Genomic DNA, 21,705 nt, shown 5'->3' on the forward strand with positions numbered 1-21,705 from the left:
GCGCCGGGCCACGCTGTTGCCACGCTAACGAGGAGAGACAAAGTGATGAAACGTAGCCTGATCAGTGTTGCCGTCTTGCTGGGTGTTGCCGCCTCGGCACAGGCCGCCAGCCTGAAGATTTCCTGTGGTGCCGTCGGCCAGGAGCTGGAGCTGTGCAAGCAGGCGGTGGCGCAATGGAGCAAGAAGACCGGCCACGATGTGCAGGTGGTGGCCACTCCCAACGACTCCAACGAACGGCTGGCGCTGTACCAGCAGATCCTGGGCAGCGGCTCGGACAAGATCGACATCTTCCAGATCGACGTGGTCTGGCCCGGCATCCTCGCCAATCACCTTGTCGATCTGAAGCCGCTGGCCCGGGGGGCCGAGAAGCAGCACTTCGCCGGCATCGTCAGCAACAACACCGTGGCCGGCCGCCTGGTGGCGATGCCGTGGTTTACCGACGCCGGCCTGCTGTACTACCGCAAGGACCTGCTGGAGAAATACAAGCAGCCGCTACCCAAAACCTGGGAAGCGCTGACCGCCAGCGCGCGCAAGATCCAGGACGGCGAGCGCGCCGCCGGCAACGACAGGATGTGGGGCTATGTGTGGCAGGGCCGCGCCTACGAGGGCCTGAGCTGCGACGCGCTGGAGTGGCTGGTCAGCTACAAGGGCGGCACCATCATCGACAATGCCAGCGGCAAGCCCAGCATCAACAATCCGCAAGCGGTGAAGGCACTGCAGACCGCCGCCGGCTGGGTCGGCACCATCACGCCCAAGGCCGTGCTGAACTACGGCGAGGAAGAGGCGCGCGGCGTGTTCCAGGCCGGCAATGCCGTTTTCATGCGCAACTGGCCTTACGCCTGGGCGCTGACCCAGAAGGACGACAGCGCGGTCAGGGGCAAGGTCGGCGTGATGGCCTTGCCCAAGGGCGGGGCTGACGGCCGCAATGCCGCCACCCTCGGCGGCTGGCAGCTGGCGGTGTCGAAGTACACCCGGAACCCGCAACTGGCCGCCGAGCTGGTGCTGTTCCTGACCGGCAGCGAGGTGCAGAAGCAGCGCGCCATCAACGGCGCCTATAACCCGACCATCGGCGCCCTGTACCGCGATCCGGCGGTGCTGCAAGCCAACCCGTTCTTCGGCGAGCTGTACAACACCTTCACCAGCGCCGTGGGACGACCGTCCTCGATCACCGGCACCCGCTACAACCAGGTCAGCAACCAGTTCTGGAACGCCACCCACGACGTGCTGTCCGGCAAGTCCGATGCCGCCTCTGCACTGGCCCGGCTGGACGCCTCGCTGAAGCGGCTGGCACCGGCCGGTTTCGGCCGCGCGCAGTAAGCCGTCGTCCCGGCCTGCCGTCGGCAGCGCCGGGGCGCCTTCCCCTGTTGAATCCGTCGTCCACTCCGTGCCCCGGCGTGCGGCCAACCTTGCGGTTGCCCGCCAACGTTGGCCGCAGGGTGGCGACCTGCTGGAGTCACGCTCATGTCGAGTGAAACCCTCGCCCCGCCGTTGTGCCTGCCGCCACGGACGGTCTCTTCGCTGCAGCGCTCGCGCCAGCGCATGGCCTGGCTGCTGGTGGCGCCGTCCCTGCTGGTGTTGCTGGCGATTGCCGGCCTGCCGCTGCTGCGTACCTTCTGGATGAGCCTCAGCGATGCGCAGCTGGCGGACTTGTCCAGCCGCCAGTTTGTCGGTCTGGCCAACTACATCGGCGATAGCGGCGTGCTCAACGATCCGGAGTGGTGGGGCGCGGTGCGCAACACGCTGTGGTTCGCGCTGATGTCGGTGGGCATGGAAACCGTGCTCGGGCTCGGTATCGCCCTGATGCTCAATCACCCGTCGCGGCTGAAGACGCTGCTGCGCGCCGCGGTGCTGGTGCCGTGGGCCATCCCCACCGTGGTGTCGGCCAAGATGTGGAGCTGGATGCTGCACGACCAGTTCGGCGTCATCAACGCCATGCTGCTGGCGCTCGGCCTCATCGGCGAGCCGCTGGCGTGGACCGCCGATCCGGACCTCGCCTTTGTCACCATCGTGCTGGTCGACGTGTGGAAGACCACGCCGTTCATGGCGCTGCTGATCCTGGCCGCGCTGCAGATGGTGCCCTCCGACTGCTACGAGGCGGCGCGGGTGGACGGCGTGCCGACCTGGTCGGTGTTCCTCAACCTCACCCTGCCGCTGATCACCCCGGCGGTGCTGGTGGCGATGATCTTCCGCACCCTCGACGCGCTGCGGGTGTTCGACCTGATCTACGTGATGACCTCCAACAGCCGCACCACCAAGAGCATGTCGGTCTACGTGCGCGAGCAGATGATCGATTTCCAGCTGGTCGGCTATGGCTCGGCGGCCGCGACGCTGCTGTTCCTGCTGATTGCGCTGATCACGCTGTGTTACATGGCGCTGGCGCGCCGCCGCATGGAAGGACACTGAAATGAAAAGACTGACCTGGACCGACGCGCTGTACTGGCTGGCGCTACCGCTGGTGTTGCTGTTTGCCCTGTTTCCGTTCGTGTACGCCATCGCCAGCTCGTTCAAGCGCGGCAATGCCTTGTTCTCCAGCGATTTCTGGCCGCAGGCATGGAGTGCGGCCAACTATGTGGCGGTGTTCGCCGAGCAACCGTTCGGCCAGAACCTGCTCAACTCGGTGCTGGTCGCCGGCGGCGTGGTGGCACTGTCGCTCACCGTGTCGCTGCTGGCGGCCTACGCGCTGGGGCGGGTGACGTTCCGCGGACGCGGCCTGCTGATGATGACCATCCTCGGCGTGTCGATGTTTCCGCAGGTGGCCATCCTGTCCGGCCTGTTCGAGCTGATTACCTGGCTGGGCCTGTACGACAGCCTGTGGGCGCTGGTGCTGTCCGACCTGATCTTCACCCTGCCGTTCACGGTGTGGGTGCTGGTGACCTTCATGCGCGAACTGCCGAAGGAGCTGGAAGAGGCGGCGCTGATGGACGGCGCCGGGGTGCTGACCGTGATCTTCCGCATCTTCCTGCCGCTGCTGTGGCCGGCGGTGGCGGCCACCTCGCTCTTGGCCTTCATCGCGGCGTGGAACGAGTTCCTGTTCGCGCTCACCTTCACCCTGTCCGGCGAGCAGCGCACGGTGCCGGTGGCCATCGCGCTGATTTCCGGCGCCAGCAGCTATGAGCTGCCGTGGGGCAACATCATGGCCGCCTCGGTGATCGTGACCGTACCGCTGATCGTGCTGGTGCTGATCTTCCAGCGCCATATCGTGTCCGGCCTCACCGCCGGTGCGGTGAAGGGTTGATTTCATTTTGGCCACAGAATCCACGGAAAACACGGAAAACGACGCAACCATGATGGGCGGGCAGCTGGATATTCAGTGGCTTGATAGGCCAAATCCGGCTGCGTTGCTGAAATGCCGGTGTCGCTTGGATGAAATAAACCGTGAAGTCTTTTCTGTGGTTTCTGTGTCTTCTGTGGCAAAAGAGGTATTAAACATGCAGACAAATAAAGACTGGTGGAAAAACACCGTGATTTACCAGATTTACCCGCGCAGTTTCCAGGACAGCAATGGCGACGGTATTGGCGATTTGCCGGGGATTACCCGCCGCCTGCCGCATATTGCCGAGCTGGGTGCCGAGGCGATCTGGATTTCGCCGTTCTTTACCTCGCCGATGGCCGATTTCGGCTACGACGTGTCCGACTACTGCGACGTGGACCCGATGTTCGGCACGCTGGACGATTTCCGCGCGCTGGTTGGCCGCGCCCACGAGCTGGGCCTGAAGGTGCTGATCGACCTGGTACTGAGCCACACCTCCGACCAGCACCCGTGGTTTGCCGAAAGCCGCGCCAGCCGCGACAACGCGCGCGCCGACTGGTACGTGTGGGCGGATGCCAAGGCGGAAGGCTCGCCGCCGAATAACTGGCTCAGCATCTTCGGCGGCAGCGCCTGGCAGTGGGATGCGCGTCGCGGCCAGTACTACCTGCACAACTTCCTCGCCAGCCAGCCCGACCTCAACTTCCACCAGCCGGCGGTGCAGGACGCGGTGCTGGACGTGGCGCGCTTCTGGCTGCAGCTGGGCGTGGACGGTTTCCGTCTCGACACCGTCAACTTCTACACCCACGACGCGCAGCTGCGCGACAACCCGCCGCAGCCGGCGGGCAGCTACGCCGGCGGCGTGCCGCGCAGCAACCCGTACGCCTTCCAGCGCCACCTGTACGACAAGACGCAGCCGGAAAACCTGCCGTTCATCCGCCGCCTGCGCGCGCTGTGCGACGAGTTCGGCGCCATCACCGTGGGCGAAATCGGCGACGACGAGCAGTACAAGACCCTGCGCGACTACACCGCCGGCAGCGAGCGGCTGCACATGGCCTACGTGTTCACCCTGCTGACCGAGCGCTGCGATCCGGCCTACCTGCACGAGGTGCTGGCCGAATACCTGCGCGAGGCTGGTGACGCCACCGTGTGCTGGGCGCTGTCCAATCACGACAATAGCCGCGTGGTCAGTCGCTGGGCGGCGCTGGGTGGCAGCGAGGCGGCGCGCGCGCGTGTGTTTGCCGCGCTGCTGCTGGCCTTGCCGGGGCCGGTGTGCCTGTACCAGGGCGAGGAGCTGGGCTGGCCCGAGGCCGAGGTGAGCTACGAGCAGCTGCAAGACCCGTACGCCAAGGTGCTGTGGCCCGAGTACAAGGGCCGCGACGGCTGCCGCACGCCGATGGCGTGGGACGACGGCTCCGACGGCGGCTTTGGCAGCGCCGCGCCGTGGCTGCCGCTGGCGCCCGCGCATCGCGCGCAGGCCGTGGCGCGGCAACAGGCGGAGACGGACAGCACGCTGAGCTACTGGCGCCGGCTGCTGGCCTGGCGCGCCACGCAGCCGGCACTGCGGCACGGGACGCTGCAATTGCAGCCGGCCGACGCGCAGCTGTTGTGTTTTGACCGCGTGCTGCCGCAGGCGCGCGTGCGCTGCGCCTTCAACCTGTCCGCTGCTGCGGCCAAGCTGGTGTTGCCGGCCGGCGCCCGCGTGCTGGCCGCCAGTCATCCGGACGCGTACCGGGTCGAGGATGGCCAGCCGCTGCCGGCCATGTCGGCCGTCTTTGTTTCCCTGCCACAGGAGTACGCAGCATGAGCCAGATCCGCTTGCAGCACATCCAGAAACGCTTCGGCGACAACCCCATCCTCGCCGATATCGACCTCACCATCGAGCGCGGCGAGTTCTGCGTGTTCATCGGCCCCTCCGGCTGCGGCAAGTCCACGCTGCTGCGCCTGATCGCCGGGCTGGACGACGCCAGCGGCGGCGACATCCACATCGACGGCGTGCGCGTCAACGATCTGCCGCCGGCCAGGCGCGACGTGGCCATGGTGTTCCAGAGCTACGCGCTGTATCCGCACATGACGGTGTTCGACAACCTGGCCTTCGGTCTGCGCCACCTGAAGCTGGGCGAGGCCGAGATCGGGCGTCGCGTGCGCGTCGCCGCCGAGTCGCTGCACCTCACGCCGCTGCTGGACCGCAAGCCCGGCGCGCTGTCCGGCGGCCAGCGGCAGCGGGTGGCGATCGGCCGCGCCATAGTGCGCCAGCCCAAGGTGTTCCTGTTCGACGAGCCGCTGTCCAACCTGGACGCCTCGCTGCGGGTCAAGACGCGGGTGGAGATCGCCCGCCTGCACCGCGAGCTGGGCAATGTCAGCATGATCTACGTCACCCACGACCAGACCGAGGCGATGACGCTGGCCGACAAGATCGTGCTGCTCAAGCCGCTGGCCGGGCAGGAGGGCGTGCCCAGCATCGCCCAGGTCGGCCATCCGCTCGAGCTGTATCACCATCCGCGCAGCCGTTTTGTCGCCAGCTTCATCGGCTCGCCGGGGATGAACTTCTTCGACACCGAGGTGCTGGCCGCCAGCGGCGACGGCGTGCAGTGCCGCGCCGGCGGCCAGGTCCTGGACGCGGCGGTGAACGGCGGCGGCTGTGCCGTCGGCAGCACGCTGACGCTGGGCGTGCGCCCGGAGCACGTGCTGTGCGGGGAAGGCCCGCATCTGGGCCGCGTCACCCACCTGGAGCACCTGGGCGAGCACAGCTACGCCTATCTCGACTGCGCGCTGTCACCGGCACCGCTGGTGGTGAAGGTGATGCAGTCGGCGCTGGCGATCGGCGACACGCTGCGCTTCGCGCTGCCCGCCGCGCAACTGCACGCCTTTGCCGCCGATGGCGAAGCGCTGCCAAGGTTGGCCGCATTGCCGGCGGCGACGCGGGCGGTCGGCGCTGCGGCCTGACTGGCGGCATGAAAACGGCAAAAGGCGCGTCGCGCCTTTTGTTTTACCTGCTTTATTTCAAATATTAATATCGCGTTAATTTTGTTATTTAAATTATGTTGTGTTTAACCAAGCGGTTTTTGTTTATTAATGATTTTCTCGTGTAATGAATTGTGTACACGGGTCTTGTTGCTTTTAATGTCTCTCGGCCGCTTGATCGGCCAATATAAAAACATGGAGAGACAAAATGAAAAGCAGCTGTATTGCACTGATGATCATGGGCGCCTTTTCTTCTGCCGCGATGGCGGAGGATTTCATCAAGCTGACCGGCAAGGCGGAAATAGGGTTTCACGCCTTCAGGGAAAACGGCGTATCGAAACGCGAATTCCAGGACGCCGGTTCCGAATTGAATGTCGTCGGCCAGGCCGACATCGGCAACGGCCTGACCGCCTTGCTGCAGGTCAACACCGACGTCAAGCTCGACAACAGCAAGGGCAGCGACCATTTCGCCAATGGCGATACCTTTGTCGGCCTGCGCGGCGACTTCGGCACCGTCAAGCTGGGCCGCGGCATCAACGCCTACGGCGACGGCTACTTCAAGGCCAATTTCTACAAGTACGACATCAGCCCGGCCAGTGCCGGCATTCCGTCCGGCGGCGGCGACAACCGCGGCGCCTTCAAGTACGAAGCGCCGTTGCTGGACGGCCTGGCGCTGTCGCTGAGCTACGCGCCGGGCAAGGACAAGACTGAGAGCAGCCGTGCCACCGACGCCTGGGCGGTCAGCGGCACCTACGAAAAGGGCCGCTTCGGCATGCGCCTGTCGCAGGCCGGGCAAAGCAGTGTCGATGGCCGCAGCAAGCAGGACACGCTGTTGGCCTTCAAGCTGCAGCCGCAGCCCGGCCTCACGCTGTCGCTGGAGCTGGATCGCGCCCGCAACGAGTCGGGGCAGCGCCAGTTCGCCAGCGCCACCTATGCGGAGTACAAGCCGGCGCGGCTGGGGCTGCGTGCCGGTTACCTGACCGCCAGCGATGCCGGCTTCGTGGTCGGCAGCCGGCAGCGTACCGCCTTGCTGGGGATGGACTACGATCTGTCTGCCAGGGACAGCCGCTTCCAGGCCCGCCTGTTCCTGGAGGCCCGCTCGGACAAGCTGGACGGCGCCGAACGCAAGCGCGACCTGATCGCCGGCGTGCACATCGGCTTCTGAGCGACGCCGTGCGGCAAGCACGCCTGCCGTTGCGGCAGGCGTTTTTTATTTGGCAACGGCCGGCATCCGCGCAGGCCAGGGAGGACAACACGATGAACACGCAATGGCCGCAACTGGTCGCACTGGGCGAGGCGCTGACCGATCTGATCGACGACGGCGAGGGCCGCTGGCTGGAGCGCTGCGGCGGCGCGCCGTGGAATGTGGCGCGCATCATGGCGCAGTGGGGGGTGAGCAGCGCCTTTGCCGGCGCGGTCAGCCGCGACTGCTTCGGCGAGCGCATCCTGGCGGCCAGCCGCGACGCCGGCCTGGACCTGCGTTTTTTGCAGCAGTACGACCAGTCGCCGTTGCTGGCGATGGTGTACGGCACGCAGCCGCCGCGCTATTTCTTCGTCGGCGACGACAGCGCCGACTTGTACTTCGATCCGGCCTTGCTGCCGCAAGGTTGGCCGCAACACGCGCGGTGGGCGCTGTTCGGCGGCATCAGCCTGGCGCGGCCGCCGCTGGCCGCGCGGCTGTTGCAGGTGGCGCAAACGCTGAAACGGCAGGGCGTGCGCCTGTGTTACGACCCGAATTTCCGGGTGCTGATGGACGAGGGATACGACCCGATGTTGCGGACCATGGTCGGACTGGCCGACGTGATCAAGGTGTCGGATGAGGACCTGCACGGCCTGTTCCGTCACCACGACGTGGCGTCGGCGCTGGCCACGCTGCAGCAGTGGCAGCCGCAGGCGCTGATCATGCTGACCCGGGGCGCGGCAGGGGCCGAGCTGTGGCAGGGCGGCGCCTGCCTGGCCCGCTGCGTGCCGCCCTCGCTGCGGGTGGTCGATACCGTGGGCGCCGGCGATGCCAGCATGGCCGGGCTGCTGTACAGCCTGATCACCCGCCCCCAGGCGACGGCGCCACAGCACCTGCAGCAGGCCGTGGCCAGCGGCAGCGCCGCCTGCCTGCTGGCCGGCGCCAATGTGCCCGCGCTGGCCGCGGTCTCGGCCCTGCTCGGCTGACGCGCCGCGCAAGGTTGGCCGCAGGCTGTGGCCTCGTCCGGACAACCCTGTCGGCAGCAGGGTTGGCGCTGGCAGGTCGGCGCGCCATAATCGGCGGTTCGCCGGCGTTGCCGCGCCCGCGCTGTTGCGGGGCGGCAACGCAATCGCCATCGTCTCGCCACGGGTCCGTCACCATGCGCCGAATGCTTGCCCTGCTACTGTGTTGCCTCAGCCTGCCCGCGATGGCGCTGTCGGTGACCTTCATCAATCCCGGCAAGCACGACGAGGTGTACTGGCTGACCGCGACGCGGGCGATGGAGGCGGCAGCAAGCGATCTCGGCATCCGGCTGCGGGTGCTGTACGCCGAGCGCGAGCATCCGCGCGTGCTGGTCTTGGCGCGGCAGATCATCGCGCTGCCGGCGGCGCAGCGGCCGGACTACGTGGTGTTCAGCAACGACTACGGCACCGCGCCGGAGCTGCTGCGCCTGTTCGAGGCCGCCGGCATCCGCAGCTTCATGGCGTTCAGCGGCCGTGACGACCAGCCGGGCCAGCCGCCGATCGGCCTGCCGCGCATGCAATTCCGCCACTGGCTCGGCTCGCTGGCGCCGCGCGCCGAGGACGCCGGCTACCTCACCGCGCGGGCGCTGATCGAGCGCGGCCGCCGCGCCGGCCTGCCGCGCATGGGTGGCAAGCTGCCGCTGCTGGCCATCGGCGGCGACCGCTCGACGCCCAGCTCGCTGCTGCGCGACGAGGGCATGCGCCGCGCGGTGACCGAGGCCGGCGACGTGGTGCTGCTGCAGGAGGTCCACGCCGGCTGGAGCCAGCCGCGCGCGCAGGAGCAGGCCGACTGGCTGTTCCGGCGCTATCCGCAGGCGCGGCTGCTGTGGGCCGGCAACGACCTGATGGCCTTCGGCGCGATGGACGCCTGGCGCCAGCGCGGCGGCACGCCGGGCCAGGACGCCTTCTTCAGCGGCATCAACACCTCGGCGCAGGCGATGGCGGCGCTGCGCGACGGCAGCATGAGTGCGCTGGCCGGCGGCCACTTCATCGCCGGTGCCTGGTCGCTGGTGATGCTCTACGATTACCATCATGGGCGCGACTTTGCCGAGGAGGGGCTGGAGCTGGTGCGGCCGATGTTCACCCTGTTCGACGACCGCAGCGCGGCGCGCTTCATGCAGCGCTACGGCAAGCTGGATTTCAGCCGCGTCGATTTCCGCCGCTACAGCAAGCAGCACAACCCCGGGCTGCGCCGCTACAACTTCGATTTCCGCCAGCTGCTGTAATGCCAGAGGAGTCATGGTGACCGCTGCCTACCGTCCGCTCGCCCACGTGCTGATCCGCCGCATCATGCTGCTGGCGACCGCCTGCGCGTTGCTGCTCAGCGCGGTGCAGGGCGTGCTGACCTACCGCCAGGTGCAGCAGCGCTTCGAGGCCACGCTGCAGGACATCGTCAGCAGCAACCTGCCGATGCTGTCGGTGGGCATCTGGGACATCGAGGCCGAGGCGGTGCGCCGCCAGGTGGAAACCATCGTCGCCAAGCCGGAGATCGGCTACGCGCGGCTGAATGTCGCCACCGGCCAGGTGTTCGAGGCCGGCGACGCCGGGCTGCTGCGGCAGCAGCCCGGCCGCCGCTTCGACATCCCGCCGCCGCGCGGTCGCGGCGAGGCGCTGGGCACGCTGCTGATCGCGGTGCAGCCGGCGCTGCTGTACCAGGCGCTGACGCAGGCGCTGCTCGCCGTCTTCCTCGGCTACCTGCTGCTGACGCTGCTGATCTGCAGCCTGGTCGCCTACGTGCTGCGCCGCGAGGTGGAGCGCCCGCTGCGCGGCATGGCCGAGTTTGCCGGCCGGCTGGCGCCGTCGTCGCTGACGGTGCCGCTGCAGCTGTCGCGGCCGGCGCGGCCGCATCACGACGAGATCGACCTGGTCGCGCGCGGCTTTGCCACGCTGCAGGCGGCGATCAGCCGCCACATCGACACCCTGGACCAGCAGGTGGAGGAGCGCACCCGGCAGCTGGACGCCGCGCTCAGCGACATCCGCGAGCTGTCGATCCGCGACGGGCTGACCGGCTGCTACAACCGCGCGCTGCTCAGCGAGCGGCTGCCGTCGGAGCTGGAGCGCGCGCAGCGCTACCAGCGGCCGCTGACGGTGGTGTTCTGCGACGCCGACCACTTCAAGCCGGTCAACGACCGCTTCGGCCACCTCGCCGGCGACGAGGTGCTGCGCGCCATCGCGCTGCGCATCAGCAGCCAGCTTCGGCAGGACATCGACTGGGTGGTGCGCTTCGGCGGCGAGGAGTTCGTCATCGTGCTGCCGGAGACCGACCTGGCCGCGGCGCTGGTGACGGCGGAGCGGCTGCGCGCGGCGATCAGCACCTCGGTGATCCTCGCCGACGGGCGCACGGTGCAGATCACCGCCAGCCTTGGGGTGGCCGCGTTCCAGAGCGGCGAGGACGTGGAGAGCCTGCTCAACCGTGCCGATACCCAGCTGTACCTGGCGAAACAGGGCGGCCGCAACCGGGTGATGGGCTAGCCGCCGTCACCATTGCGGCCAACCTTGTCCCAGGCTTGGCCGGCGTGTTTTGCGCGGAGCAGGGCCGCCGCCGGCAACTTGCTTCATACCCTGCTGGGGTATAGCATGGGCGAGTATCGACCATCCCCGGAGCCTTGCCATGCCTGCCACCCGTCTCACCCTGCCTGTCGAGGGTATGACCTGCGCCGCCTGCGCCCTGCGCATCGAGAAGGTGCTGTCGCGGCAGCCGGGGGTCAGCGCCAGCGTCAGCTTCGCCAGCGAGAGCGCGCAGATCAGCTACGACCCGCAGCAGCGCAATGTCGGGCAGCTGGTGGCGGCGATCGAGCAGGCCGGCTTCAGCGTGCCGCCGCAGACGCTGCAGCTGGAGATCGAGGGCATGACCTGCACCGCCTGCGCCACGCGCATCGAAAAAGTGCTCAACCGCCAGCCGGGGGTGAGTGCGACGGTCAATTTCGCCAGCGAAACGGCGCGGCTGCAGCTGGCGCCGGGGGCCCCCGACACCGCGCAGCTGTTGGCGGCGGTGAGCCAGGCCGGCTACGGCGCCCGCGTCGCCGAGGAGCAGGATGGCGACAGCCGCGAGCAGCGCGCGGCCGCGCGCTACCGCCACGAGTTGCGCTGGTTCTGGCTGGCGGCGGCGCTGATGCTGCCCTTCCTGCTGGAAATGGTGACTATGCTGCTGGGCAGCCATCACGGCTACCTGCCGCGCGACTGGCAGCTGCTGCTGGCCACCCCGGTGCAATGGCTGGTCGGCTGGCGCTTCTACCGCGGCGCCTGGCACGCGCTGCGCGGCGGCGGCGCCAATATGGACGTGCTGGTGGCGCTGGGCACCGGCATGGCGTGGGCGTGGTCGGCGTGGGTGACGCTGGCCGGCTGGTCGCAGCAGCACGTCTATTTCGAGGCCAGCGCGGCGGTGATCACGCTGGTGTTGCTGGGCAAGCTGCTGGAGGCGCGCGCCAAGGGCCGCACCGCCGGCGCCATCCGCAGCCTGCTGGCGCTGACGCCGAAAACCGCGCGCGTCGAGCAGCACGGCGTGGTGCTGGAAAAACCGCTGTCGGCACTGCAGGCCGGCGATGTGGTGCTGGTGCAGCACGGCGAACGGGTGGCGGTGGACGGCACCGTGATCGACGGCGCGGCGGTGCTGGACGAGAGCCTGCTGACCGGTGAAAGCCTGCCGGTGGAGCGCCGCGCCGGCGACCGTGTCTACGCCGGCACCCACAACCAGGGCGGCATGCTCAAGGTGAGCGCCACCGCGGTCGGCAAGCGCACCCAGCTGGCCGCCATCGTGCGCCGCGTGGCCGAGGCGCAGGGCAGCAAGGCGCCGATCCAGCAGCTGGCCGACCGCATCTCGGGCGTGTTCGTGCCGGTGGTGGTCGCCATCGCCTCGCTGACCTTCGCCGCCACCGGCTTGCTGACCGGCGACTGGCAACAGGCGCTGATCCACGCGGTGGCGGTGCTGGTGATCGCCTGCCCCTGCGCGCTGGGGCTGGCGACGCCGACCGCGGTGATGGTCGGCATGGGCAACGGCGCGCGCCGTGGCGTGCTGTTCCGCAATGCCGCGGCACTGGAGCACGCGGCGGGGATCCGGCTGCTGGTGGTGGACAAGACCGGTACCCTCACCGAGGGCAAGCCGCAGGTCAGCGACCTGCTGCCGCTGGCGGAGGTGGACGAGAACGGCCTGCTGGCGCTGGCCGCCGCCGCCGAGGCCGGCTCCGAACACCCGCTGGGGCGCGCGGTGGTGGCCGAGGCCGGCGCCCGCGGCCTGTCCCTGCCGGCGGTGAGCGACTTCCGGGCGCACGTCGGGCAGGGGGTCAGCGTCACGCTGGGCGGCAGCACGCTGCGGGTCGGGGTGCCGGACTGGGTGCTGGGCAGCGTGCCGGCGGCGGCGCAGCCGTGGTACGCGCAGGGCAAGACGGTGCTGGCGGTCAGCCGCGACGGCGTGGCGCTGGGGCTGATCGCGCTGGCCGACCAGCTGCGTGCCAGCTCGGCACAGGCGGTCGCTGCGCTGCAGGCGCAGGGCATCCGCGTGGTGATGCTGACCGGCGACAAGCCGGAGAGCGCCGGACACATCGCCGCGCAGGCGGGCATCGCCGAGGTGCACGCCGCGCTGCGGCCGGAGGACAAGGCGGCGCTGGTCAAGGTGTGGCAAGAACAGGGTCAGGTGGTGGCGATGGTTGGCGACGGCGTCAACGACGCGCCGGCGCTGGCCGCGGCCAACGTCAGCTTTGCCATGGGCGCTGGCTCCGATGTCGCCATCGACACCGCCGACGTGACGCTGATGGCCGGCGACCTGCTGCACCTGGTCGACGCCATCCGCCTGTCGCGCGCCACGCTGCGCAAGATCCGCCAGAACCTGTTCTTCGCCTTCATCTACAACGTGCTCGGCATCCCGCTGGCGGCGCTGGGCCTGCTCAATCCGGTGATCGCCGGCGCGGCGATGGCGCTGAGCTCGGTGTCGGTGGTCAGCAACTCCCTGCTGCTGCGCCGCTGGCGCTAGCTGCGGCTGGCATCGCGGCCAGGCTTGCGGGCGGCGGCTTCGCCTCAGTCCAGCGGCACGAACCACTCCGCGTGCCGTGCCAGCGCGGCCAGCAGCGGCCGCGTCGCCAGTGCGTCGTGCAGCGCCTGCTGCAGCGCGTCGGCGTCGGCCACCGGCTCGTACACCTCCATCCAGGTCTGGTCATCGTCGCGGCGTCGCAATAATCTGCCCTTGATGCCGGTTGTTTTTTCGATTTCTGCCAGCAGTGTCTCTGCCTGCTGCCGGATTGGCAGAATGTTGTCCTGCACGCGGTAGTAGAGGTAAAGCGCGGCGGCCATGTTTACTCCTTTTGCAGTGCAAAAATAAGGTTATGATAGCCGCTTCGATAGCGACAGAACGGGACGGTAGCATGCAGGCGGGTGAGGGCAAGTTGACCCTGGTGGTGATCGGCGTCGGCCTGATTGGCGGCTCGTTTGCGCTGGCGCTGAAGCGGGCCGGCAAGGTTGGCCGCGTGATCGGGGTCGGCCGTTCTGCGGCCAACCTGGCGCGCGCCGTCGAGCTGGGCGTGATCGACGAGGCCAGCCACAGCGCCGCCGACGCGGTGCGTCACGCCGACATCGTGCTGGTGGCGACGCCGGTGGGGCAGATGGCGCGGGTGTTCGCCGAGATCGCGCCGCAGCTGCCGGCGCACTGCGTGGTCACCGACGGCGGCAGCACCAAGAGCGACGTGGTGGCGCTGATGCGCGCGCATCTGCCGGGCCACCTGGCGCAGTGCGTGCCGGCGCACCCGATTGCCGGCTCCGACCTGTCCGGCGCCGCCGCCGCGCAGTACGGCCTGTACGACAACCGCCGCATCGTGGTCACGCCGCTGCCGGAAACCGCACCGGCGGCCGCCGAACTGGTGCGCGAGCTGTGGCAGGCCTGCGGCGCGCGCGTCTACGAGATGAGCGCCGCCGAGCACGACGCGGTGTTCGCCACCGTCAGCCACCTGCCGCACCTGCTGGCCTTCGCCTACGTCGACATGATCGTCGGCAAGCCGGACGGCGAGCGCTGTTTCGATTTCGCCGCCACCGGTTTTCGCGACTTCACCCGCATCGCCGGCAGCCATCCGGAGATGTGGCGCGACATCGCGCTGGCCAACCGCGACGCGTTGCTGGCGGAGCTGGACGGCTACCGCGCGGCGCTGGACAGCCTGCGCGCCGAGCTGGCCAGCGGCGACGCCGCAGCGCTGACCGCGCGCTTCGAGCGTGCCCGCGAGGCGCGCCACGGCTGGCACCAGAAGTTCCTGCGGGGCAACGCATGAGCGCGCCGCACGCCCCCACCATCTGGGTCGACGCCGACGCCTGTCCGGCGGTGATCAAGGACATCCTGTTCCGCGCTGCCGACCGCACCGCCACCCGCACCGTGCTGGTCGCCAACCAGCTGCTGCGGGTGCCGCCGTCGCCGCACATCCGTGCGCAGCAGGTGCCGGCCGGTTTCGACGTCGCCGACAACCACATCGCGCAGCATGCGCAGCCGGGCGACATCGTGGTGACGGCGGACATTCCGCTGGCGGCGCAGGTGGTGGCCAAGGGCGCGCTGGCGCTCAATCCGCGCGGCGAGCTGTACAGCGACGCCACCATCCGCGAGGCGCTGACGCTGCGCAACTTCATGACCGAGCTGCGCGACAGCGGGGTGCAGACCGGCGGCCCGGCGGCCTTCAGCCAGCGCGACCGCGCCAACTTCGCCGCGCAGCTGGACAGGCTGCTGCAAAGGTTGGCCGCAAGGCGTCGTTGATCCGTCGTGGTCACGCCGAACCTGGCAATCTCGCATGGTCTCGCCCCACATCGCCTCGCCGCGTAGCTGAGCAGGGCGCGCACCGCTGACCGCCGCAGGCGCATGGCAAGGCGGCGCAATGCAGCATCAGGGGAGGGTGGCGTTTAGCCGCCGTGCTGGCGAATCACGCCCTCCTTATCCGCCGGCTGCCAGCCGGCCGGTTTCAGGATCTTGCCGTCTTCACGGCGCACCACCTTGCCGTCCACGCACTTGGCCAGGTTGGCCGCATGGATGGCGGCGAACATCTCTTCCAGCGGCAGGCCCTGCGACAGCAGCAGACCGATCAGCACGTTCAGCACGTCCACGCCCTCGGCTGCCAGTTCGGCGCGCAGCCGGGTCTGCTCGGTCGCGTCGGCCTGCTGCAGGCGCTGGTAGTCCTGCAGTGCAGCCATGAATTCCTGCCACTCTTCCTGCAGCATGTTCTGCCACATGGTCAGCGCCTCGGCGTGATACTGCGGCTGGGCCGGAAGCTGCATGTCGAAGCGCTGCATGAAATCGCGGCGCAGGGTGAAGGGATTGCTCATCTTGTGTTTTATGTAGATTTAAAACGCAATATTTTGTGTTTTCTCATGGGGGCTGGCAAGTCGATGGCATGAAAAAAGCCGCAGCAAGGGCAGCGGCCTGGATGCTCTGCAGGCGGCGTTTAGCCGGCGGCCAGCTTGCCCAGCACCTCGAAGTAGTCGGGGAAGGTCTTGGCCACGCACTTCGGGTCGTTGATCACCACCGGCGTATCCAGCAGCGCCACCAGCGAGAAGCACATCGCCATGCGGTGGTCGTCGTAGGTGTCGATCTCGGCGTTGGGCGTCAGCGTGGCCGGCGGGGTGACGCTGATGCTGTCCTGCGTTTCCACCACCGTGGCGCCGACCTTGCGCAGCTCGGTGGCCATCGCCGCCAGGCGGTCGGTTTCCTTCACGCGCCAGCTTTCCACGTTGCGGATGGTGGTGGTGCCCTTGGCCGCCAGTGCGGCCACGGCGATGGTCATCGCCGCGTCCGGAATGTGGTTCAGGTCCACGTCGATGGCCTTCAACCCGCCCTGTGGTGCGCGTGCCTCGATCCAGTTGTCGCCCATGCTGATCTCGGCGCCCATCAGCGCCAGCGCATCGGCGAACTTCACGTCGCCCTGGATGCTGCTGCGGCCAACCCCTTCCACCCGGACCGGCCCGCCGGCCAGCGCGCCGGCCGCCAGGAAGTAGGACGCGCTGGAGGCGTCGCCCTCGACGTGGATCTCGCCCGGCGACTGGTAACGTTGGCCGCCGGCAATGGTGAAGCGCTGCCAGCCGTCGCGTTGCACGGTCACGCCGAAGCGCGCCATCAGGTTGAGGGTGATCTCGATATACGGCTTGGAAATCAGCTCGCCCACCACCTCGATGGTGACGCTCTCGCCGGTCAGCGGCAGCGCCATCAGCAGCGCGGTCAGGAACTGGCTGGAAACATTGCCCTTCACCGGAATCACCTTGCCGGCGCGGATGCTGGCCGGCTTGATCTGCAGCGGCGGGAAGCCGTCGTTGCCGAGGTAGTCGATATCGGCGCCGGCCACGCGCAGCGCATCCACCAGGTCGCCGATCGGGCGCTCGTGCATGCGCGGCACGCCGTGCAGGTGATAGTTGCCCTGCATCAGCGCCAGCGCAGCGGTCAGCGGGCGGAAGGCGGTGCCGGCATTGCCGAGGAACAGGTCGGCCTCCTTCACCGCGAAGGCACCGCCGGTGCCCTGCACCAGGAAGTCGCGGCTGTCGCCTTGCTGTGTCACTTGTACGCCCAGCGTGGCCAGGGCCTCCAGCATGCGGCGGATGTCGTCGGAATCCAGCAGCTCGCGCACCAGGGTCGGGCCGTCGGCCAGCGCGGCCAGCAGCAGGGTGCGGTTGGAGATGCTCTTCGAGCCGGGCAGTTTTACCGTGCCGGCGAGGCGGGGAATCGGGTGCAGCGTCAGTTGTTCCATGGCGGTCTTGTTCGTTGATTTTGTTCGGGGGGCGGCGCTGGCCGCTGTCTGCGCCGGTCGTGCGCGTGGCGCGCCGGCATCGGCTGATCTCTGTACCGACTGTACCGTTATTGTGCATTGCCGCGCAAACATCCGCTGTGACGGCGGCTGCGTTACAATAACCGGTTTTTCAGTCAGGCTTTACTGTCATGCCCATGCTCCGACCCGTTATTACCATCGATGGCCCGTCCGCGTCCGGCAAGGGCACCGTGGCGGCGCTCGTTGCCCGTGAACTGGGCTTCCATTATCTCGACTCCGGTGCGTTGTATCGCCTGGCAGCGCTGTATGCGCTGCGCGAAGGCGTGAGCTGGGAGGACGAAAACCAGGTTGCCAGGTTGGCCGCGCAGCTGCCGGCGGCCTTCCACGACGACAAGGTGTGGCTGGATGGCCACGATGTCAGCGCCGCGATCCGCGCCGAGGATATCGGCATGGGCGCCTCCCGCATTGCCGCGTTGCCGAGCGTGCGTGCCGCGCTGCTTGAGCGCCAGCGCGCCTACCAGCAAACGCCGGGGCTGGTGGCCGACGGCCGCGACATGGGCTCGGTGGTGTTTCCGCGCGCCGAGCTCAAGGTTTTCCTGACCGCCAGCGCCGAAGAACGTGCCGCGCGGCGCTATAAGCAGTTGATCGCAAAAGGGGAATCTGCTAATCTCCTTCAGATTCAGCAGGATATTTGTGATCGTGACGCGCGAGACGCGGCACGGAGCGTTGCCCCGTTGAGACAAGAACCGGATGCCCGTTTGCTGGATACCTCCGCCCTGACCATTGACCAGGCGGTCAATCAGGTGCTGCAGTGGTTTCGCGAACGATAAAGGCGCCCGGTTGTTCATTTTTGTAGCACGCTGCTTCGGTTTCCTTGCACCGGCAGTCCTCAAACCTAACCCCGCGTGACGCAAGGCATGCAACAAGAGTAAATCTGATGACTAACCTCGTAATGGATAGCTTCGCCGCCCTGTTTGAAGAGAGCCTTGCTCTGCAAGAAATGCGTGCTGGTGAAGTAATCACTGCTGAAGTCGTGTCCATTGACTCCAACTTCGTTACCGTTAACGCCGGTCTGAAGTCCGAGTCGCTGATCCCTGTTGAAGAATTCAAGGGTGACAATGGCCAGGTTGAAGTAGCAGTTGGCGATTTCGTCACTGTTGCCATCGACTCCCTGGAAAACGGCTTTGGCGAAACCAAGCTGTCCCGTGAAAAAGCCAAGCGTCTGGCTGCGTGGATTGACCTGGAAGAGGCTCTGGAAGCTGGCAAGATCCTGTCTGGCGTGATCAGCGGCAAAGTCAAGGGTGGTCTGACCGTTATGGTTAACGGCATCCGCGCCTTCCTGCCGGGTTCGCTGGTAGATGTACGTCCGGTGAAAGACACCACTCCTTACGAAGGTAAGGAAGTTGAGTTCAAGGTTATCAAGCTGGATCGCAAGCGCAACAACGTGGTTGTTTCGCGTCGTGCGGTTCTGGAAGAAACCCTGGGCGAAGAGCGCAAGGCACTGCTGGAAACCCTGCGTGAAGGCCTGGTGGTTAAAGGTATCGTCAAGAACATCACCGACTACGGTGCGTTCGTTGACCTGGGCGGTATCGATGGTCTGCTGCACATCACCGACCTGGCATGGCGCCGTGTTAAGCACCCGTCCGAAGTTCTGGCCGTTGGTGACGAAGTTGAAGCCAAGGTTCTCAAGTTCGACCAGGACAAGAACCGCGTTTCGCTGGGTCTCAAGCAGCTGGGCGAAGATCCGTGGGTGGGCCTGTCCCGCCGTTACCCTGCCGGCACCCGCCTGTTCGGCAAGGTAACCAACCTGACCGACTACGGTGGCTTTGTTGAAATCGAACAGGGCATCGAAGGTCTGGTTCACGTGTCCGAAATGGACTGGACCAACAAGAACGTACACCCATCCAAGGTAGTTCAGGTTGGTGACGAAGTTGAAGTCATGATCCTCGAGATCGACGAAGACCGTCGTCGTATCAGCCTGGGCATGAAGCAGTGCCAGGCCAACCCATGGAACGCCTTCGCTGACGACTTCAAGAAGGGTGACAAGATCAAGGGCGCCATCAAGTCGATCACCGACTTCGGCGTATTCGTTGGTCTGCCAGGCGGCATCGACGGCCTGGTTCACCTGTCCGACCTGTCCTGGAACGAGACCGGTGAAGACGCCGTTCGCCGCTTCAAGAAGGGCGACGAAGTTGAAGCCGTGGTTATGTCCATCGACGTTGAGAAAGAGCGTATCTCCCTCGGCATCAAGCAGCTGGAAGGTGATCCGTTCAACAACTACGTTGCCATGAACGACAAGGGCGCGCTGGTTAAGGGCGTGGTGAAGTCTGCTGACGCCAAAGGCGCCGTGATCCAGCTGGATAACGACGTTGAAGGCTACCTGCGTGCTTCCGAAGTGTCGCGTGACCGCGTTGAAGACATCCGCACCCACGTTAAAGAGGGTGACGAAGTTGAAACCGTGATCATCGCCGTTGACCGCAAGGCACGCTCCATCAGCCTGTCGATCAAGGCGAAGGACCTGCAGGAAGAGAAAGCGGCCCTGGGCGCGATCTCTGCTGATGCCAGCGCGAACGTGTCTGCCGGTACTACCAGCCTGGGCGCCCTGCTCAAGGCTAAACTGTCCGGCGGCAACGAATAAGTGATGGATATGACCAAATCTGAGCTTATTGCGAGGCTTGCCGAGCGTTATCCTCAGTTGGTCGCCAAAGATGCTGAACTGGCCGTCAAAACCATTCTGGATGCGATGGCCGGCAGCCTGGCAAAAGGGCAGCGAATCGAGATTCGCGGCTTCGGCAGTTTCGATCTGAACTACCGTCCGCCGCGGGTTGGCCGCAACCCCAAGTCAGGCTCCAGCGTTGTCGTTCCTGAGAAATACGTGCCTCACTTCAAGGCAGGCAAGGAGCTGCGCGAACGCGTGGATCTTGCCCCGGGGGCTTCCGAGTAAGCTTCCGATGTGCCTGTCTGCAAAACGCTGCGGTTTACCGCAGCGTTTTTTATTACCCTTCCGGCTTGGGGGGGCGCACGCTTTCGTTTAAACTTGCCATAATTTTTGCCCAGGCCGGAGTCGTTATGCGTTACCTCGTTCGCTTGCTGGAACTGCTGCTGCTGGTGCTGCTGGTGGCGGTAACCGTACAGAACAGTGCCATCGTCGAGTTCAAGCTGTTTTTTGGACAAAGCTGGAATGCGCCACTGATCCTGCTGCTGCTGGTGTTCTTTGTTGTCGGCGTGCTGATCGCGATGCTGGCCACCTTTACCTATTCCCTGCGTGTCCGTCGCGAGCTGTCGCAGCTCAAGAAGGAACTGCGCTCCAGACAGGCCAGCAGCCGGGTCACCAAGGACCCGAGCGACGCGCTGGCTGACTGATTTGCATCTGCCGTTTGCCGGCATTCCCGTACCGAGGTTGGATTTTGGATATTGATCTGTGGTGGCTGTTGCTGTTCCCGGCGTTTTTCGGTCTGGGCTGGCTGGCCGCGCGCGTCGACATGCGCGCCGTACTGAAACAGGCGCGCGAAGTGCCGGCCGGTTTTTACAAGGGGCTGGATGCGCTGGTCGATGACAGGACCGATGTCGCCGCCCGCTCGCTGGCAGAAGTGGCCCGCGCCCATCCGCACGCGCTGGAAGTGCAACTGAGCCTGGGCAAGCTGTACCGTCGCCGCGGCGAAAACGACCGCGCCATCCGCCTGCACCAGCAGGTGCTGGAGCTGCCCGACCTCAGCAACGAGCAAAAGGCGCTGGTGCGTTTCGAGCTGTCGCAGGACTTTCACAAGGCCGGGTTGGTCGATCGCGCCGAGGAAATCCTGGTCAAGCTGCTGCCCAGTCAGACCATGGGCCGCGCCGCGCGCGAACAGCTGCTGAGCATCTACCAGCAGGACCGCGACTGGGAGAAGGCGGTCGCCACCGCGCGCGAGCTGCGCAGCGACGCCCACTCCTTCCAGCACGAAGTGGCGCAGTTTTTCTGCGAGCTGGCGCAGGGCGCGCTATACCAGTCCGACTACGACAAGGCACGCCGTTACGTGCAGGAAGCGTTTGCGGCCAACCGCAAGTGCGTGCGCGCCAGCATCCTGCTCGGCGACATCGAGGTCGCCACCGGCCAGCCGGAAGCCGCCATCGCCGCGTGGCAGGCGATCGAGAAGCAGAACTACGAATACCTGGCGATGGTCGCCGAGCGCCTGTTCGACGCCTACGAGTCGCTGGGCAAGGCGGCGGAAGGCATTGCGCTGCTGCGCGGCTACCAGCGCACCTTTTCGCAGCTGGAACTGACCGACCTGCTGTACCAGAAGGTGGCCACCTACGAAGGCGAGGCCAAGGCGCTGGAGGCGGTGCGCGAGGCGGTACACGCGCGCCCGAACCTGCTCGGCGTCTACCGCCTGGTGGAAGCGCAGATGGACGAGCTGAGCCCGGAAGGGCGCATGGACGCCGAAGTGGCGCGCGCGCTGATCATGAAGCACGCGCAGCGCCTGACCGTGCACCGCTGCAAACGCTGCAATTTCCGCTCGCGGGCCTTCTTCTGGCACTGCCCGGCCTGCGGCGAGTGGGAGAGCTTCACCCCCAACCGCTCGGAAACCCATTGATTTCAAG

General features: G+C 66.8%; 20 protein-coding genes. 17 read left to right on the forward strand and 3 right to left on the reverse strand.

Annotated elements, in window-relative coordinates; genetic code table 11:
* The first annotated feature begins 45 nt into the window (after window positions 1-45).
* The 10 genes from IE100_RS11715 to IE100_RS11760 all read left to right on the forward strand — a co-directional run bounded on the left by IE100_RS11715 (window position 46) and on the right by IE100_RS11760 (window position 13,379).
* Entirely contained in the window at window positions 46-1,317 is a 1,272-nt protein-coding gene (locus IE100_RS11715) for an ABC transporter substrate-binding protein (RefSeq protein ID WP_189374427.1), read from the forward strand.
* 144 nt (window positions 1,318-1,461) lie between these two features.
* Entirely contained in the window at window positions 1,462-2,403 is a 942-nt protein-coding gene (locus tag IE100_RS11720; RefSeq protein ID WP_189374428.1) for a carbohydrate ABC transporter permease, read from the forward strand.
* 1 nt (window position 2,404) lies between these two features.
* Window positions 2,405-3,235: a carbohydrate ABC transporter permease gene (locus IE100_RS11725; RefSeq protein ID WP_189374430.1), complete on the forward strand. Its 831-nt coding sequence runs from the start codon at window positions 2,405-2,407 to the stop codon at window positions 3,233-3,235.
* A gap of 193 nt (window positions 3,236-3,428) precedes the next feature.
* Entirely contained in the window at window positions 3,429-5,054 is a 1,626-nt protein-coding gene (locus tag IE100_RS11730) for an alpha-amylase family glycosyl hydrolase (protein WP_189374431.1), read from the forward strand.
* On the forward strand, window positions 5,051-6,193 hold the full coding sequence (locus IE100_RS11735) for an ABC transporter ATP-binding protein (RefSeq protein WP_189374433.1): 1,143 nt from the start codon (window positions 5,051-5,053) through the stop codon (window positions 6,191-6,193). Before IE100_RS11730 ends, IE100_RS11735 begins: the two co-directional genes overlap by 4 nt.
* Window positions 6,194-6,419: 226 nt before the next feature.
* Window positions 6,420-7,376 (forward strand): porin, encoded by a 957-nt coding sequence (locus IE100_RS11740; RefSeq protein WP_189374436.1) that lies wholly within the window; start codon window positions 6,420-6,422, stop codon window positions 7,374-7,376.
* A 92-nt stretch (window positions 7,377-7,468) separates the two neighbouring features.
* Window positions 7,469-8,377 (forward strand): carbohydrate kinase family protein, encoded by a 909-nt coding sequence (locus IE100_RS11745; RefSeq protein ID WP_189374437.1) that lies wholly within the window; start codon window positions 7,469-7,471, stop codon window positions 8,375-8,377.
* A 182-nt stretch (window positions 8,378-8,559) separates the two neighbouring features.
* On the forward strand, window positions 8,560-9,639 hold the full coding sequence (locus IE100_RS11750; protein ID WP_229800360.1) for an ABC transporter substrate-binding protein: 1,080 nt from the start codon (window positions 8,560-8,562) through the stop codon (window positions 9,637-9,639).
* Between the two features lie 13 nt (window positions 9,640-9,652).
* Entirely contained in the window at window positions 9,653-10,885 is a 1,233-nt protein-coding gene (locus IE100_RS11755) for a GGDEF domain-containing protein (protein ID WP_189374441.1), read from the forward strand.
* 139 nt (window positions 10,886-11,024) lie between these two features.
* Window positions 11,025-13,379 carry a heavy metal translocating P-type ATPase gene (locus IE100_RS11760; RefSeq protein ID WP_189374443.1) on the forward strand — a complete coding sequence of 785 codons (2,355 nt, stop codon included), beginning with the start codon at window positions 11,025-11,027 and terminating at the stop codon, window positions 13,377-13,379.
* Window positions 13,380-13,423: 44 nt separating this feature from the next.
* Here IE100_RS11760 and IE100_RS11765 read toward each other — a convergent pair whose 3' ends face one another.
* Entirely contained in the window at window positions 13,424-13,696 is a 273-nt protein-coding gene (locus IE100_RS11765) for a DUF4936 family protein (RefSeq protein WP_189374445.1), read from the reverse strand.
* 71 nt (window positions 13,697-13,767) lie between these two features.
* Between IE100_RS11765 and IE100_RS11770 the strand changes: the two genes are divergently transcribed.
* Together IE100_RS11770 and IE100_RS11775 are read left to right on the forward strand one after the other, a co-directional pair.
* Entirely contained in the window at window positions 13,768-14,661 is an 894-nt protein-coding gene (locus IE100_RS11770; RefSeq protein WP_189374447.1) for a prephenate dehydrogenase, read from the forward strand.
* A complete protein-coding gene (locus tag IE100_RS11775; protein ID WP_189374449.1) occupies window positions 14,658-15,134 on the forward strand; it encodes a YaiI/YqxD family protein in 477 nt (158 codons plus the stop codon). Before IE100_RS11770 ends, IE100_RS11775 begins: the two co-directional genes overlap by 4 nt.
* A 143-nt stretch (window positions 15,135-15,277) precedes the next feature.
* Here the strand turns inward: IE100_RS11775 and IE100_RS11780 are convergent, their stop codons facing one another.
* Window positions 15,278-15,697, reverse strand: a complete 420-nt coding sequence (locus IE100_RS11780; RefSeq protein ID WP_189374450.1) for a pyrophosphohydrolase domain-containing protein — start codon at window positions 15,695-15,697, stop codon at window positions 15,278-15,280.
* A 119-nt stretch (window positions 15,698-15,816) separates the two neighbouring features.
* Window positions 15,817-17,109 (reverse strand): 3-phosphoshikimate 1-carboxyvinyltransferase, encoded by a 1,293-nt coding sequence (gene aroA, locus IE100_RS11785; RefSeq protein ID WP_189374452.1) that lies wholly within the window; start codon window positions 17,107-17,109, stop codon window positions 15,817-15,819.
* Between the two features lie 194 nt (window positions 17,110-17,303).
* Between aroA and cmk the strand changes: the two genes are divergently transcribed.
* From cmk to lapB, 5 genes are all read left to right on the forward strand, one after another.
* The gene (cmk, locus tag IE100_RS11790; RefSeq protein WP_189374496.1) at window positions 17,304-17,957 is read left to right on the forward strand and encodes a (d)CMP kinase; all 654 of its coding nucleotides are present in this window, start codon (window positions 17,304-17,306) and stop codon (window positions 17,955-17,957) included.
* A gap of 107 nt (window positions 17,958-18,064) precedes the next feature.
* Window positions 18,065-19,765 (forward strand): 30S ribosomal protein S1, encoded by a 1,701-nt coding sequence (gene rpsA, locus IE100_RS11795; protein ID WP_229800361.1) that lies wholly within the window; start codon window positions 18,065-18,067, stop codon window positions 19,763-19,765.
* A gap of 9 nt (window positions 19,766-19,774) precedes the next feature.
* Window positions 19,775-20,071 (forward strand): integration host factor subunit beta, encoded by a 297-nt coding sequence (locus tag IE100_RS11800; RefSeq protein WP_047966245.1) that lies wholly within the window; start codon window positions 19,775-19,777, stop codon window positions 20,069-20,071.
* A 125-nt stretch (window positions 20,072-20,196) separates the two neighbouring features.
* Entirely contained in the window at window positions 20,197-20,490 is a 294-nt protein-coding gene (locus IE100_RS11805; protein WP_189374453.1) for a lipopolysaccharide assembly protein LapA domain-containing protein, read from the forward strand.
* 44 nt (window positions 20,491-20,534) lie between these two features.
* Window positions 20,535-21,698, forward strand: a complete 1,164-nt coding sequence (gene lapB, locus IE100_RS11810; RefSeq protein ID WP_189374455.1) for a lipopolysaccharide assembly protein LapB — start codon at window positions 20,535-20,537, stop codon at window positions 21,696-21,698.
* Window positions 21,699-21,705 lie beyond the last annotated feature (7 nt).

This window comes from Vogesella alkaliphila, from assembly GCF_014652475.1.
Lineage (GTDB): Bacteria > Pseudomonadota > Gammaproteobacteria > Burkholderiales > Chromobacteriaceae > Vogesella > Vogesella alkaliphila.

Excerpts from the sequence above, each read along its gene's own strand:
- IE100_RS11715 (WP_189374427.1), top strand. The coding sequence starts at position 46 with ATGAAACGTAGCCTGATCAGTGTTGCCGTCTTGCTGGGTGTTGCCGCC.
- IE100_RS11720 (WP_189374428.1), top strand. The coding sequence starts at position 1,462 with ATGTCGAGTGAAACCCTCGCCCCGCCGTTGTGCCTGCCGCCACGGACG.
- IE100_RS11725 (WP_189374430.1), top strand. The coding sequence starts at position 2,405 with ATGAAAAGACTGACCTGGACCGACGCGCTGTACTGGCTGGCGCTACCG.
- IE100_RS11730 (WP_189374431.1), top strand. The coding sequence starts at position 3,429 with ATGCAGACAAATAAAGACTGGTGGAAAAACACCGTGATTTACCAGATT.
- IE100_RS11735 (WP_189374433.1), top strand. The coding sequence starts at position 5,051 with ATGAGCCAGATCCGCTTGCAGCACATCCAGAAACGCTTCGGCGACAAC.
- IE100_RS11740 (WP_189374436.1), top strand. The coding sequence starts at position 6,420 with ATGAAAAGCAGCTGTATTGCACTGATGATCATGGGCGCCTTTTCTTCT.
- IE100_RS11745 (WP_189374437.1), top strand. The coding sequence starts at position 7,469 with ATGAACACGCAATGGCCGCAACTGGTCGCACTGGGCGAGGCGCTGACC.
- IE100_RS11750 (WP_229800360.1), top strand. The coding sequence starts at position 8,560 with ATGCTTGCCCTGCTACTGTGTTGCCTCAGCCTGCCCGCGATGGCGCTG.
- IE100_RS11755 (WP_189374441.1), top strand. The coding sequence starts at position 9,653 with ATGGTGACCGCTGCCTACCGTCCGCTCGCCCACGTGCTGATCCGCCGC.
- IE100_RS11760 (WP_189374443.1), top strand. The coding sequence starts at position 11,025 with ATGCCTGCCACCCGTCTCACCCTGCCTGTCGAGGGTATGACCTGCGCC.
- IE100_RS11765 (WP_189374445.1), bottom strand. The coding sequence starts at position 13,696 with ATGGCCGCCGCGCTTTACCTCTACTACCGCGTGCAGGACAACATTCTG.
- IE100_RS11770 (WP_189374447.1), top strand. The coding sequence starts at position 13,768 with ATGCAGGCGGGTGAGGGCAAGTTGACCCTGGTGGTGATCGGCGTCGGC.
- IE100_RS11775 (WP_189374449.1), top strand. The coding sequence starts at position 14,658 with ATGAGCGCGCCGCACGCCCCCACCATCTGGGTCGACGCCGACGCCTGT.
- IE100_RS11780 (WP_189374450.1), bottom strand. The coding sequence starts at position 15,697 with ATGAGCAATCCCTTCACCCTGCGCCGCGATTTCATGCAGCGCTTCGAC.
- aroA (WP_189374452.1), bottom strand. The coding sequence starts at position 17,109 with ATGGAACAACTGACGCTGCACCCGATTCCCCGCCTCGCCGGCACGGTA.
- cmk (WP_189374496.1), top strand. The coding sequence starts at position 17,304 with ATGCTCCGACCCGTTATTACCATCGATGGCCCGTCCGCGTCCGGCAAG.
- rpsA (WP_229800361.1), top strand. The coding sequence starts at position 18,065 with ATGACTAACCTCGTAATGGATAGCTTCGCCGCCCTGTTTGAAGAGAGC.
- IE100_RS11800 (WP_047966245.1), top strand. The coding sequence starts at position 19,775 with ATGACCAAATCTGAGCTTATTGCGAGGCTTGCCGAGCGTTATCCTCAG.
- IE100_RS11805 (WP_189374453.1), top strand. The coding sequence starts at position 20,197 with ATGCGTTACCTCGTTCGCTTGCTGGAACTGCTGCTGCTGGTGCTGCTG.